Annotated in this window: 16 protein-coding genes; 6 read left to right on the plus strand and 10 right to left on the minus strand. The window is 65.9% G+C overall.

Translation table 11 applies throughout. The features are described 5' to 3' along the window. Positions 1-21: 21 nt before the first annotated feature. Positions 22-543, minus strand: a complete 522-nt coding sequence (locus CH278_RS11360; protein WP_027496903.1) for a CGNR zinc finger domain-containing protein — start codon at positions 541-543, stop codon at positions 22-24. Between the two features lie 25 nt (positions 544-568). On the opposite strand from CH278_RS11360, the gene CH278_RS27210 reads away from it, so the two are divergent. Further along, positions 569-766 carry a hypothetical protein gene (locus CH278_RS27210; protein WP_143536241.1) on the plus strand — a complete coding sequence of 66 codons (198 nt, stop codon included), beginning with the start codon at positions 569-571 and terminating at the stop codon, positions 764-766. Here CH278_RS27210 and CH278_RS11365 read toward each other — a convergent pair. The 3 genes from CH278_RS11365 to CH278_RS11375 are packed head-to-tail and all read right to left on the minus strand — an operon-like array spanning position 718 to position 5,023. Next, positions 718-1,713, minus strand: a complete 996-nt coding sequence (locus tag CH278_RS11365) for an iron-siderophore ABC transporter substrate-binding protein (protein ID WP_256991960.1) — start codon at positions 1,711-1,713, stop codon at positions 718-720. The two genes, CH278_RS27210 and CH278_RS11365, sit on opposite strands and share 49 nt — an antisense overlap. Positions 1,714-1,757: 44 nt before the next feature. Beyond that, positions 1,758-3,029 (minus strand): class I SAM-dependent RNA methyltransferase, encoded by a 1,272-nt coding sequence (locus CH278_RS11370; protein WP_094621935.1) that lies wholly within the window; start codon positions 3,027-3,029, stop codon positions 1,758-1,760. Further along, positions 3,026-5,023, minus strand: a complete 1,998-nt coding sequence (locus tag CH278_RS11375) for an APC family permease (protein ID WP_032365101.1) — start codon at positions 5,021-5,023, stop codon at positions 3,026-3,028. The genes CH278_RS11370 and CH278_RS11375 overlap by 4 nt, the downstream gene beginning before the upstream one ends. A gap of 180 nt (positions 5,024-5,203) precedes the next feature. Between CH278_RS11375 and CH278_RS11380 the strand changes: the two genes are divergently transcribed. Next, the gene (locus CH278_RS11380) at positions 5,204-5,869 is read left to right on the plus strand and encodes a potassium channel family protein (protein ID WP_027496899.1); all 666 of its coding nucleotides are present in this window, start codon (positions 5,204-5,206) and stop codon (positions 5,867-5,869) included. Positions 5,870-5,918: 49 nt separating this feature from the next. Further along, a complete protein-coding gene (locus CH278_RS11385) occupies positions 5,919-6,578 on the plus strand; it encodes a potassium channel family protein (protein WP_032365054.1) in 660 nt (219 codons plus the stop codon). On the opposite strand, the gene CH278_RS11390 is transcribed toward CH278_RS11385, so the two are convergent. Both CH278_RS11390 and CH278_RS11395 read right to left on the minus strand, forming a co-directional pair. Continuing rightward, a complete protein-coding gene (locus CH278_RS11390) occupies positions 6,552-7,211 on the minus strand; it encodes a DUF3159 domain-containing protein (protein WP_027496897.1) in 660 nt (219 codons plus the stop codon). The genes CH278_RS11385 and CH278_RS11390 overlap by 27 nt on opposite strands. A 112-nt stretch (positions 7,212-7,323) precedes the next feature. Next, positions 7,324-7,701, minus strand: a complete 378-nt coding sequence (locus tag CH278_RS11395) for an OB-fold nucleic acid binding domain-containing protein (RefSeq protein ID WP_027496896.1) — start codon at positions 7,699-7,701, stop codon at positions 7,324-7,326. Positions 7,702-7,868: 167 nt separating this feature from the next. On the opposite strand from CH278_RS11395, the gene CH278_RS11400 reads away from it, so the two are divergent. After that, positions 7,869-8,579 (plus strand): alpha/beta fold hydrolase, encoded by a 711-nt coding sequence (locus tag CH278_RS11400; protein WP_256991961.1) that lies wholly within the window; start codon positions 7,869-7,871, stop codon positions 8,577-8,579. 6 nt (positions 8,580-8,585) lie between these two features. Here CH278_RS11400 and CH278_RS11405 read toward each other — a convergent pair whose 3' ends face one another. Together CH278_RS11405 and dut are read right to left on the minus strand one after the other, a co-directional pair. Beyond that, positions 8,586-9,413: a DUF3710 domain-containing protein gene (locus CH278_RS11405; RefSeq protein WP_094621937.1), complete on the minus strand. Its 828-nt coding sequence runs from the start codon at positions 9,411-9,413 to the stop codon at positions 8,586-8,588. A 78-nt stretch (positions 9,414-9,491) separates the two neighbouring features. Next, positions 9,492-9,959, minus strand: coding sequence for a dUTP diphosphatase (gene dut / locus CH278_RS11410; RefSeq protein ID WP_027496893.1), 468 nt, complete (start codon positions 9,957-9,959; stop codon positions 9,492-9,494). Positions 9,960-10,155: 196 nt separating this feature from the next. On the opposite strand from dut, the gene CH278_RS11415 reads away from it, so the two are divergent. After that, complete coding sequence (locus tag CH278_RS11415) at positions 10,156-10,650, plus strand: DUF3093 domain-containing protein (protein ID WP_032365098.1); 495 nt, start codon at positions 10,156-10,158, stop codon at positions 10,648-10,650. Between the two features lie 86 nt (positions 10,651-10,736). On the opposite strand, the gene CH278_RS11420 is transcribed toward CH278_RS11415, so the two are convergent. Further along, positions 10,737-11,039 carry a DUF4193 domain-containing protein gene (locus CH278_RS11420; protein WP_027496891.1) on the minus strand — a complete coding sequence of 101 codons (303 nt, stop codon included), beginning with the start codon at positions 11,037-11,039 and terminating at the stop codon, positions 10,737-10,739. Between the two features lie 545 nt (positions 11,040-11,584). On the opposite strand from CH278_RS11420, the gene cei reads away from it, so the two are divergent. Beyond that, positions 11,585-12,265, plus strand: coding sequence for an envelope integrity protein Cei (gene cei / locus CH278_RS11425; RefSeq protein WP_027496890.1), 681 nt, complete (start codon positions 11,585-11,587; stop codon positions 12,263-12,265). Positions 12,266-12,313: 48 nt separating this feature from the next. Here the strand turns inward: cei and CH278_RS11430 are convergent, their stop codons facing one another. After that, positions 12,314-13,213 (minus strand): inositol monophosphatase family protein, encoded by a 900-nt coding sequence (locus CH278_RS11430; RefSeq protein WP_373557324.1) that lies wholly within the window; start codon positions 13,211-13,213, stop codon positions 12,314-12,316. Positions 13,214-13,371: the final 158 nt, after the last annotated feature.

The raw sequence follows: 13,371 nt of genomic DNA on the forward strand, positions 1-13,371 counted from the left end.
CCGCGCCTCCCGGTGCAAGCGTCAGGATGCGGCGCGGGCTCGGTGTCGGCGGACTGCGTCCCGATTCGAGCACACGGTTCCGCAGTACCGCTGCCGTCCGGTGCGTGAGGTGTCGGCGAAGGCGGTCGTGCAGTCGGCTGCGGCGCACCGATGGAGTCTGTCCATTCCGCGACCGGTCAAGTGCAGCGCGGTACCGACACCGACCAGTGCCCTGATGACGCCACCCAACGCGATGTTGGGATCGCGATAGTGCATGTGCCAGCCGTCGTCGGCATGGTTGGTCAACCGCGGGTACGCGGATGCCTGTGCAAGGAGGGCGTTCAGTGCCTCGGCCCGCTCCTCGGCTGTCTCTGCATCCACCACGCGAGCCCACTCGCGGAGAAACTCGAGTGTGTCCGCGAGATCGGCGTCGGTGGCAGTCCAGTCGGGAACGAGGCCGGCGTCGATGCAGCGGGCACCCAATTCGCTCGGCGACGTGGGTGGCCGGTTGAGGAGGTCGATGCCCAGTTTCACGGCATATTCTCCGTAAGGGTTGATGTGCACAAGACCATTACATCACAGTGGATGCATGGACATCGAACACAGCAGACACTCCTGGACCACCCGCTCGCTCCACGACACCAGCGAAGGCCTCGTCGGCTACCAGGGCTGCCACTGCGGAGCTCAACGCATCGTCTCGGTACCCGCGCAGACGTTCGCCCCGGTTGCCGAAGTGGATCACCCCAGCACGTTCGCCACCGCAGGCACCACCGTGTCGAGTGCATAGCCGATGGACAGCGCCGAGTTGGTGGCGTAGGACTTCGCGACTTCCGGGTCGTCGAACACGACGTAGCGGCCGTCCGCGACAGCCGGAATCCGTTGGAACAGCGGATTGTCGGTCACCTCGGACGGCGCCTTCTGGATGGGGAAGACGATCAGTACGTCGGCGTCGAGCAGGTCGAGCTCCTCCCCGGAAATCGGAACCGAGAAGCCGCGCGGCGGAAGAGAATCGATGATCGGGCTGGTGACGAAGCCGAGCTTCTTCATGAACTCGAGTCGACTGTTCGACGAGATGTATGCGCCGTATCCGGTGCCGCTGTAGGCCCCGACCACCGCTGTCTTGCCGGCGAATTCCGGATGGGCAGCGGCCGCTGCATCGAAACGGTCGGCGATTCCTGCGAGCAGCGCGTCCCCTTCGGATTGCTTGCCGAGTGCCGTGGCCACCATCGTGACCTGCTGCTCGAGCGTTGTCAGGTAGTTGTCCGCCCCCGCCGGTATACCCACCGTCGGAGCAATGGCGGAAAGCGTGGCGTACCGATCGGCGTCACCGGAGCTCTTGGTGTCGAGGATCAGATCCGGCTCCAGCGCCGCGACCTGCTCGAACGACGGCTCCTGCGTCCCGATGATCTGCGGTGGTGCGTCGTAGAGCCCGGCCGCCCACGGACCGACGCCGTCGCCGCCGAAGGCGAGCCAGTCGCTCGCACCGACCGGTGAGACACCGAGCGCGAGTGCGGTTTCCGCGTCGCCCCAGCCGAGCGCGACGACGCGCTGCGGGGCACTGTCGACGGTCACGTCGCCGAACTCGGTATCGATCGTGACAGGGAACGCAGCCGCCGATCCGTCGGACGGCGCCTCCGATCCGGGTCCGTCATCCCCGCCCGACCCACACGAGACGACGGCGGTCAGGAACAGCATGGCGACCGACACAGCACCGACGGTGCGACGAATTCTCACCCGAGAAACGGTACGTCAGACTCGCCAAGATTGGTGAGGCAACCCTATTTACGGACGAAGCGGCCGATACATTCGACGTGGCTGGTCAGAGGAAACGCGTCGAACGCGCGCACGTCCGTCAGCTCGTAACCGGCTGCCCGGTAAAGGCTCGCGTCCCGCGCGAACGATGCCGGATCGCAGCCGATGTGGACGATCGTGCGGGGAGACCGCGTCGCGAGACCTTCGATGACGTCGCGTCCGGCACCGGCTCGCGGCGGATCGAGTACCGCCACCGCCACCGATTCCGGCAACGAATCCATCGATCGCTCGACCCGGCCCGGCGCGAACGAGACCTGAGCAAGGTCGTGCAGCGCCGAACGCCCGTCCTCGGCGGCCCGGCGCGAGAACTCGACGCTGGTGACTCGTCCGCTCGATCCCACCCGCTCGGCGAGAGCCGCCGCGAACACGCCGACACCGCCGTAGAGATCCCATGCGCCGTCACCCGGATCGGCGTCCGCCCAGTCGCGCACGACGTCGGTGTACACCTGGGCCGCTCCCTTGTGCGCCTGCCAGAAGCCGGTGGCATCGAGTGTCCACGGCCGCGCCGAGACGAATTCGGTGACGCGACCCGACCCGATGACAGCCTTTTCCGGCCTGGCCCGGGACGACGCTGCTCGACGCGCCGACGCACCGCGGCGGCCCGGAGACCGGCGTCCGGTTCGCGTCAACTGGGCCGGTGCCACCTCCACCACATGGCGTTCACCCCTACCGTCGAGGACCACCTGCAATTCGGCACCTGCGCGCCACTCACGGTCCGACAATCCGTCGAACGCAGCCGGATCCATTTGCGGGCACGACAACTCCGTGACGATCGAACTGCTTCGATAGCGGTGGTAGCCGGGCCGTCCACCCGAATCGACTGCCAGCCGAACACGGGTCCGCCATCCGGTGCCGTCGCCGGTGCCCGGCAACTCCTCGACCGGAACGTCCCTCTCGATGCCCGCGACGCGGCGCAGCTGTTCGGCGACGACGGAGGACTTGAGTCGACGACCGGCTTCGGGGGTCGCGTGAGAATAGTCGCAGCATCCCGAACCACCGGGCCCGGAGATGGGGCAGCGAGCGTCGATGCGGTCCCGAGACGCGGTGAGGATCTCGATCGCGTCGGCGCGGCAGAACGACCCACCGCGATCCTCGGTCACCTTGGCCATGACGCGTTCCCCCGGTAGCCCGTGGCGGACGAACACCACTCGACCTTCGTGACGGGCCACGCAGAACCCACCGTGTCCGGGAGCGCCCAGTTCGACGTCGAGCACCAGCCCGAACCAGTTCTCGGTCATTTGCCCGCCGGCGGTTCGTAGCCGCGACGCGATGCACCCGGCGCATTTCCGAGCACCTCGCGCCTGGCCTTCTCCGACGAGCGCAGCTGCCACGGAACGCTGGTGACCATCACGCCGGGTTGGAACAGCAGTCGGGACTTCAATCTCAGCGCGCTCTGGTTGTGCAGGACCTGCTCCCACCAGTGACCGACGACGTACTCGGGGATGAAGACGGTCACCACATCACGTGGTGAGTCGCGTCGAACTCGTTTGACGTAGTCCAGAACCGGCTTGGTGACTTCGCGGTAGGGCGATTCGACGACCTTGAGGGGTACCGAGACGTCACTGGCCTCCCATTCACGTACCAATGCTCGGGTGTCCACCTCGTCGACGTTGACGGTGACGGCTTCGAGAGTGTCGGGCCTGGTCGCGCGTGCGTAGGCGAGAGCCCGCAGGGTCGGCATGTGCAGCTTGGACACCAGCACGATCGAGTGCGTGCGGCTGGGTAGCACGCCGTCCCACACCTCGTTCTCGAGCTCGCGCGCCACGGTGTCGTAGTGCTTTCTGATCATCCGCATCAGGATGAAGATGGCCACCATCGCCACGATCGCGATCCAGGCTCCGGCAGCGAACTTGGTGATCAACACGATCACGAGAACGGTCGCCGTCATGGCCAGACCGACGCTGTTGACCACCCGCGAGCGCTGCATCCTGCCGCGCTGCTCGCCATCGGTCTCGGTTCGGAGCAGGCGGGTCCAGTGCCGGATCATGCCGGTCTGGCTCAGGGTGAACGAGACGAACACACCCACGATGTAGAGCTGGATGAGCTTGGTGACCTCTGCTCCGAACACCACGACGAACACGATGGCTGCGCCGGACAGGAACAGAATGCCGTTACTGAAGGCAAGGCGATCGCCGCGTGTGTGCAACTGTCGGGGTAGATACCGGTCCTGAGCGAGCACCGAGCCCAGCACGGGGAAGCCGTTGAATGCCGTGTTCGCGGCGAGTACCAGGATCAACGCCGTCACGGCGGTGATGAAGAAGAACCCAACGGGGAACCCGCTGAACACTGCCTCCGCCAACTGCGCGATCAACGTCTTCTGGTGGTAGCCATCCGGTGCCCCGATCAGCTGCGTCTCCGGGTCCATCGCGTACTTGATGCCGATCTTCTGCGCCAGCACGATGATGCCCATCAACAACGTGATGCCGATACCGCCGAGCAGCAACAGCGTGGTTGCCGCGTTACGGGACTTGGGTTTCTCGAATGCAGGCACCCCGTTACTGATGGCCTCGACTCCGGTCAGCGCCGCGCAACCCGACGAGAACGCCCGCGCGACGAGGAACGCGAACGCAATCCCGTACAGATGCGAGTCCTCCGCTTTCAGATCGAACGTCGCCGACTCGGCGTGAATGTCGTCTCCGAGCACGTAGACCCGGAACAACCCGTAGCCCAACATCAGGAACATGCCGCCCATGAAGGCGTATGTGGGAATGGCGAACGCGGCACCCGACTCGCGGATACCGCGCAGGTTGATCGACGTGATGAACACGATGGCCACCACCGCGAACAGCACCTTGTGCTGCGCGACGAAGGGTACGGCCGAACCGATGTTCGACGCGGCCGCCGAAATGGAGACCGCCACGGTCAGCACGTAGTCCACCAACAACGCACTACCCACGGTCAGACCCGCCGCAGGACCGAGGTTGGTGGTCGCGACCTCGTAATCACCACCGCCGGACGGGTAGGCGTGCACGTTCTGCCGGTAGCTGGCGACCACCACCGCCATCACGACACAGACCGCGAGACCGATCCACGGAGTGAACGTGAGCGCCGATATCCCGGCCACGGACAACACCAGGAAGATCTCTTCGGGTGCGTACGCAACCGAGGACATGGCGTCCGAGGCGAACACCGGTAGCGCGATTCGCTTGGGTAGCAAGGTATGACCGAGCTTGTCGCTGCGGAACGGCTTACCGAGAACCAGCCGCTTTGCGGCAGTCGAGACCTTGGACACGATCAGAAGCGTAGGCCGTCGGGTCGCCGGCGGCGCAACCACGCGCCCTTTGACTTCCATCCGATGCCCACCCACGGTCGAGCCGGTGACGAATCCCCGATACGTTGGTGCTCGCATGCACACGGTGGCAATGTCGTCGGCAGTGTTGGTCGGCAATCGAGATCGGGACGGAGCTGGGCGTTGTACGTAGTTGTGATGGGGTGTGGCCGTGTCGGCGCATCGCTGGCCGGGGCGCTCGAGCGCATCGGGCACGAGGTGGCGATCATCGACCGCGACGAAACCGCGTTTCTGCGCCTCGACCCCGACTTCGGCGGGCATCGAGTAGTCGGTATGGGATTCGACCGAGATGTGTTGGTGCGCGCCGGAATCGAGAAGGCGGAGGCATTCGCAGCCGTATCATCCGGTGACAATTCCAACATCATCTCCGCGCGCGTCGCGCGCGAGACGTTCGGCGTCGAGAAGGTCGTCGCACGGATTTACGACGCCAAACGCGCCGCCGTGTACGAGCGCCTCGGTATTCCGACCGTGGCCACAGTGCCGTGGGCGACCGACCGGTTTCTGCACAATCTTCTGCGGGACGACCCCACCACCAAGTGGCGAGATCCGTCCGGGAGCGTCGCGGTGGTGCTGCTCGACTTCCACGATGCGTGGATCGGCAAGAAATTGTCGGTACTCGAGGATGCGACCCGGTCGCGGGCCGCGTTCGTCATCCGTTTCGGCACCGGACTGCTGCCCGACAAGCGCACCGTGATCCAGGCAGGCGACGAGGTGTACGTCGCTGCCGTCTCCGGGACCGTCGCCGAGGCCATCGCATTGGCCGGCAATCCGCCGCCGTCGGACGACTGATGCTCGCCCGTACGTTGTTCTCCTCCCCCATCGACCCGAACGGGAAGCCATGAAAGTCGCCATCGCCGGTGCCGGCGCAGTCGGCAGATCCATTGCACGCGAATTGATCCGAAGTGAGCACGAGGTGATGCTCCTCGAACGCAAACTCGACCACGTCGATCAGGCCGCAGTACCCGAGGCCGAATGGGTGCTCGCGGACGCCTGCGAGTTGAGTCTGCTCGAGGCCGCCCATCTCGAGAACTACGACGTGGTGATCGCCGCTACCGGCGACGACAAAGCGAACCTGGTGCTCAGCTTGCTGGCCAAAACCGAGTTCGGCGTGAACCGCGTGGTGGCCCGGGTCAACGACCCCAGAAACGAATGGCTCTTCGATGCGGCCTGGGGTGTCGATGTCGCAGTCTCGACCCCGCGCATGCTGGCGTCACTGGTGGAGGAGGCCGTCTCGGTAGGCGATCTGGTCCACCTGATGACATTCCGCAAGGGACAGGCAAATCTCGTGGAGATCACTCTGCCCGAGAACACGCCCCTGGCGGGCAAGCCGGTACGCAAGCTCCAGCTACCGCGGGACGCAGCACTGGTGACGATTCTTCGCGGTGGCCGTGTCATCGTTCCGCAGCACGACGATCCGCTCGAAGGCGGTGACGAGTTGCTCTTCGTCGCGGCGAAAGAGGTGGAGGACGAACTACGTGCTGCGGTCGGTCTGACCTGACGGCAGCTCGTCGGCCTGTTCGTCGTTCGATGCGAGGTCGAGCGCTCGATCCGCTTGACGCACCGCCCACAGAGTCACCAATAGGGCTACGCCGGTCAGGGGCCACCCCATCCCGATCCGTGCCACCGCGAGCCAGCCGGTCTGGTCCGAGTCGTAGAGCTGGGACTGAACGATGTAGCGCGCAGCGAACACCGACGCCCAGGCGATGGTGGCCACGTCGTAGTAACGAACCGCAGACCGCTCCCGACGCCACGATGTTCCCTTGCCGTTGAGGTAACCCCAGATGACGCCGACGAGCGGCCACCGGGCGAGTACCGACAGCACGAACGCCCCGCCGTAGACGAGTGATGTATAGATGCCGAACAGGAAGTAGCCCTTGGCGTCCCCGGTGCGGTACGCGATGAATGCGCAGATGCCGACGCCGAAGAATCCGGAGATCGCCGGTTGTATCGGGCTGCGGCGCACCAGCCGCCACACCAGAACGGCCGCGGCGACACCCAACGCCGCCCACAGAGCGACCGACAGGCCGAAATAGCTGTTGAACGGGACGAAGACGACCACGGGCAGCGTGGAATACACCAATCCGCTCACACCGCCGAGCTGCTCGAGCACGGTGGGGGCGGCGGTCTTCACGGCGTCCGGCGTCGACGTGTCGGGTACCGGTTCCGGCGTGTTCGACGTTCTCGGGTGCGGCACTGCATCGTCGCTGTTCGTCACGAGAACGAGAGTGCCATACCGGGGACGATCAGTTGTCGTCGCGCAGTTCGTAGTACGGGTTGTAGACGATCTTGCGCCCATCGCGTTCGCCGACCCGGCCACGCACCAGGACCGTCTTGCCCGGCTCGATTCCGGCAATCTTGCGCCGGCCGATCCACAGGAGAGTCACCGTGTCGGTGCCGTCGAAGAATTCCGCTTCGATGTTGGCGTTCGCGGCCTTGGAACACGCTTCGACGCTGCGTAGACGACCCAACATCGTGACCTCTTCGCCACGCGAGCAATCGCAGGCGCGTCGGGCTCCGGACGCTTCGGAGGATTCGGCCATCTCCTCGGCGTCGAGCTGATCGATGTCCTCGGTCAACTTTCGCGTCAAGCGGCGAAAGTATCCTGCGGCAGCGGGTGCCATTGTGCGCTCCTGCGGGTGGGGGTCGTCTCGCAGCTCCACTCCTGGGAGCAGTTGCGGCGACCTGGGAGTTTCCCTCGTCATAGCTGGTACTTCGCCACTGTAGACCCGATCCGGCGCGCTGACCAACCACCGCCACGCCGTCGAACGGGGGCGTGCACAATCGTCTCGTGCACACCCGATTCGAGACCTCCACCGCGATCGTTCTACCGGGGACGGGATCGGACGCGCAGTTCGCACAGGAGGCATTCGGGCAGGCGTTCGACGTTGTGGGATTGGCCACTGTCGCCGTGGAACCCGACCCGACCGGCGTGGTGGGGAGCTATCTCGGTGCACTCGACGAGGCTGTACGCGCGCACGGTCCCGTCGTGGTCGCCGGAATCTCACTGGGTGCAGCCGTCGCGGCGCACTGGGCCGAACGCAACCGCTCGAGTGTCGTCGCGTTGGCGCTGGCGCTGCCGGCGTGGACGGGCGATCCCACCGGCTCACCGGCTGCACTGAGTGCACGGTTCACGGCTGGGTCGCTTCGCGAACACGGGCTCGACAGCGTCACGGCGACCATGGCCGAGTCGAGCCCAGAATGGCTCGCGCGCACCCTGGCGCGATCCTGGGCGTCGCAGTGGCCGGCGCTCCCCCGCGCGTTGGACGAGGCGGCCTCGTACCGAGGCCCGGAGTTGGACCGTCTCGCGCGGATCGACGCGCCGACCGTCGTGGTCGGCGCGGTGGACGACCCGGTGCATCCGATCGCGGTTGCGGAGCAGTGGGCTCGCGCCCTGCCGAGAGGCGTACTGCGGACCGTGACTTTGACGGACATCGGACTCGACCCGGGGGTCCTGGGCCGAGAAGCCGTCGACGCTCTGACCGCGGCGCACGACGTCTGACGCCGATCAGCCCCCCAGTTGCTGAATCGCCGATCCGGACGCTCCGCGGCGCGGAGCGCGCTCGGCACCGGGTTGTTCGGCGTTCGGTTGCGGAGTCGACTGCTGCTGCGCCGCATCGGTGTTCGCATCAGGGGCGGTGGGCTGCGCCGGCGCGGCCTGCTGCGCTGCTTGCTGCTGCGCGGCAGCCGCCAGTTGCTCGGCCAATACCTGCGGCAGAACCACCGGCAACGGAGTACGCACCGGGTGTGGATCGGTGCCGCGGTCGACGACGGTCTGTCGAAGAATCGAGTGCGCGAGCTGGACCAGGGGCTGGCCCTCCGCCACCGCGCCCGACGGCCCGGCGAGGACGCATCGAACCATCCAGCGATACCCGTCGACACCGATGAAGCGCAGATCGGCGTTGGCGGTGACACCGACCAACTCGCGGCCCCACGGCCCGGTCTCCACGGTCGTCTCGGCCTTGTCGTTGCGGAGCGATGTCGCCAGATCGGCTGCCACCTCGCGCCACTGCCCCGGAGACTTCGGGGCAGCGTAGGCGGCGATGGTGATGCGCCCGAACTGGGTGACGATGTGTACTGCTTGCGGGCTGCCCGCCTGAGACATCTCGACCTGCAGTTGCCCGCCCTCGGGGAGAGGGATCAACACCGAGCCGAGATCCAGCCGGTTCGCCGCGACGGTCTCGCGATCCTCGTCCAGATCACCGAGATCGTGGGGCCCCTCGACGGTGGTGTCCGCGGTCGCATCGTCGTTGTCGTCGTCGCGGCCGTCGACGAATGGCTCCGCGCTGGACGCGGAGGCACTGCCGGCGTCGTTCTTCTTACGCCGTCCGAACATGTTCAGCTCTCTTCTTCTCGGTTGCATTCAGTTCGCTGTACACCGACGACCGTCGCGACAGACGCACTACGTAGGACGTCACTGCACCAGACTCGCATGTCCGCCGGTCGAACCGTGACCGCCGTCCCCTCGAACGGTGTCGTCGAGTCGATCCACTTCGACGAACTCGACCAATTCGACGCGCTGCACCACCAACTGAGCGATTCGATCGCCGCGATCGAGCACGATGGGCGTCCGGAGATCGTGGTTGATCAAGCAGACCTTGATCTCCCCGCGGTATCCAGCGTCGATGGTGCCAGGGGTGTTGACGACCGACAGTCCCGATTTGGCCGCCAGGCCCGAGCGCGGGTGGATCAGCCCCACCATCCCGAGGGGCAAGGCCACCGCAATCCCCGTGCCCACGAGAACCCGTTCGCCGGGAGCGATCGTGACTGGGGCGGTGATCCGCAGATCCACACCCGCGTCACCCTCGTGCGCACGCGTGGGCACCGGTAGATCTGGGTCCAACCGGCGAAGTCGAACCTCCCCGGGGCGGTCCGGGGGCACCTCGAGCTGGTCGCCAGAAAGCGTGTTGCGGGACTCGATGACTTCGTCACTCACGTCGAACGAGACTACGCTGATCTGCTTCGCCGTCGGCGCGGCGACTACCCTAGGTGGGGTGACTGCAGATCGACAGGCCGATCGGGCGAACCCCGAGTCCGACGACCCCACCTCGCGTGCCGGTTCCCCCGGCTCGGAGTCGGTGCTCTACGCCGAACGACTGTGGGTACCCCTCTGGTGGTGGGTGGCCGGCGCAGCGCTGGCGGTACTACTCGCAGCGGAGGTACACATGGGTGCCCCCGGTGTTCGCGCCTGGCTGCCCTACGTGTTGCTCCTGCCCCTGGTCGCCTGGGCTCTGGTGGCGTTCAGCAGGTTACGTGTGCAGGTGGTGGCCACCGATCCGAGCTCGGACTCGACCGAGTCGTCGTCCGCCGGCCTCGAGCTACGGGTCGGCAAAGCGCATCTGCCTCTCGATGTCGCGTCCAAGGCAGCCGTGGTGCCCGCGACAGCAAAAAGTGCGGCGCTGGGAAGGCAGCTGGACCCGCTTGCCTTCGTACAGCACCGCACCTGGGTGAAACAGATGGTGATCGTCGTACTGGACGACCCGGACGACCCGACGCCCTACTGGTTGATCAGCACCAAGCGGCCGGAGGATCTACTCGCCGTGCTCAGTGCCCACGGCGTGGAAGCTCGCTGACCCAGCCGTCGGGCTCTCGCTGCGAAACCTCACTGCCCGGCCGCTCGGCCGGGCATCGCCTGCCCTCGATCAGGGCCTGCCGTCGATCAGGCAGCGCAGTCCCGGCACATGAGGACGCCGTTGGCATCGCTGGCCAGTCGACTGCGGTGGTGCACCAGGAAGCAGCTCGAACAGGTGAATTCGTCCGCCTGCTTGGGAACCACCCGGACCGAAAGCTCTTCGCCGGACAGGTCGGCACCCGGGAGCTCGAAGGACTCGGCGGTGTCTGACTCGTCCACATCGACGACTGCGGACTGCGCCTCGTTGCGGCGAGCCTTCAGTTCTTCGAGAGAGTCCTCCGAGACGTCGTCGGATTCTGTTCTTCTCGGAGCGTCGTAATCGGTTGCCATTGTTCTCGTAACCCCTCATCTTCGTACGTGTGTGTGGTGGAAGCTGCCGGTGTGGTCGGCTTGTGGCCGTCGGCTGTGAAGAGGGCGCTTGCTCGCTCCCACCGATTTGATTCTCGATCGAACAGGTTCATCACGCGGTGCCGGAAACTACACCGGGTAGTTCCCGAATTCCGCCGGTTGAAACTCGATCGAGATTTCGCTCACCTGATCGACGATTCACCGGCAGCTTTCTGTTTCTTAAGCACTGCGGCCGCCAGACAATAGCCGACGCCGACCCCAAAGCCGAAACCGAATCGCCGATCACTTCATTGCCTCCGTGCACGCCGCATCAACACCGAGACGACCGGCTTCATTCCGCAGTCCGCAGAAGCAGTTCTGCTGCTGGTTTTCGCGGTGCAAACGGGTCGCGTGCACTGCTTTCGGCGAGCTCGCGGCCGAGTGTGCCGTCGCCGAGGACCGCGGGCATCTACAGTAGGCACGCGTCGGTGTGAACCGACTCCGTGTACCGGTCTCGGCGACTGCCGACGGAAAGGCGAAGAATCACTGTGGTTTCTCTGATCACCGAAGGCCAGCCGGTCGACGACCGCGGCCGTCCGTTCCGTCGACGCCGCGCACTTCCGATCATCGCCGTATTCGCAGTACTCGCTCTGCTCGCCGTGGTCGTGTGGGTCAAGGTGTTCACCACCACCGAGACGACATCGGCCACTGCCGAGTGCAACACCCCCACCACGACCGCTGCCACCGACGGAACGCAGCCGGTTGCCCTCGGCGAGGAAGTCGACCCGACGACACTTCTCGACGTCGAGCCTGCCGCCCTGTCGGCATCGAAGGTACGAGTGTTCAACGCCAACGGCGAACGCGGCCAAGCTGCACACGTGGCGGCTCAGCTCAGCGACTACGGCTTCGCGAGTGCTCCGGACGTGCAGGTGGGCAACGATCCCGTCTACGTCGACCAGAACATGCAGTGCCAAGGCCAGATCCGATTCGGATCCGCGGGTATCGGTGCCGCGAGCGCAGTGTGGCTCCTCGCACCGTGTGCAGAACTCATCGAGGACTCGAGGACCGACGACTCGGTGGATCTGGCACTCGGCACCTACTTCAGCGAGATTCAGCCGAACGACGACGCAGAGGAAGTGCTACGCACGCTGGCGGGCGCAGCCCCCGGTGCCGCGCCGCAGCCCCTCGACCCCGATCTGCTCGCCGCCGCGCGTCAGTCTCGTTGCTGAGTCGATCGCGCTGCTGAGTCGATCGCGCTGCTGAGACGGACCAGTCCGTCAGCTCGGAATCGGATCGAGTGCGCCGACGAGTCGTAGGGCGGCGGTCAGGGGTTCGGCGATTCCCGGGGCCATCGCCACGGTGACGACGCCGTCCGCACTCGTCGACGTCGCTGCGGGAACATCGACGAGGGCTCCGGCTTCGGCAGCGATCAGCGACCCCGCCGCCCAGTCCCACGGGCTGAGCCCGTGCTCGAAGTGTGCGTCGACCGCACCGGACGCGACCATGCACAGATCCAGTGCTGCAGAACCGATTCGGCGAATATCTCGCACCTTCGGCAGCAGTTCGGCGATGATCGCGCCCTGCGCCGCGCGGCGTCGTGATCCGTACCCGAATCCGGTGGCCAACAACGTCATCGACAATTCGGTCACACCCGAACACTGCAGCCGTTCGATACGACCGTCTGCGTACCGAGCCGTCGCCCCATGCCCCTGCGCAGCCGAATAGACCACATCGCGGGCCACGTCGACGACGGCCCCTGCCACGCTCACTCCGTCGATCTGCGCGGCGACAGAGACCCCGTACGCGGGAATGCCGTACATGAAATTGACGGTTCCGTCGATCGGATCCAGCACCCACCGAACTCCGTCGACGGATTCGTCTCCGCCACCTTCCTCCTCACCGAGGACGGAATCGGTGGGACGCAGCCGCGCCAACAATTCGCGAAGAACACGTTCGGTTTCGGTGTCCACGACGGTGACCGGATCGGTCGGTGTGCTCTTGGACTGCACGGCAGCTGCCTCCGCAGCGGGACTGCCACCGAACACCTGCGGACGACGCGTTCGCACGTGTTCGGCTGCCTCCGTGGCAACCCGAACGGCGACCCCGCGCAGTGCCTCCACATCACGTGTCGTCGGTTCGGTATCCGACCGTTCTACGGTGGCCGGCGTCTGGGGCAATTGCTCAGTGGCGGTGTGGGTCTGCGTTCCGTCATGTTTCGACACGCGTACATCGCAACACACTTCGCCGGCGCGGCACCACCGCGCCACTCGGCGGGCGGTCCGCTGCAGCGTCGGCGTCACGTCGACGAACGGTCGGCACTATTGTTCCGAAGCGA

This window comes from Rhodococcus sp. 05-2254-5, from assembly GCF_002258575.1.
Taxonomy (GTDB): Bacteria; Actinomycetota; Actinomycetes; order Mycobacteriales; family Mycobacteriaceae; genus Rhodococcoides; species Rhodococcoides fascians.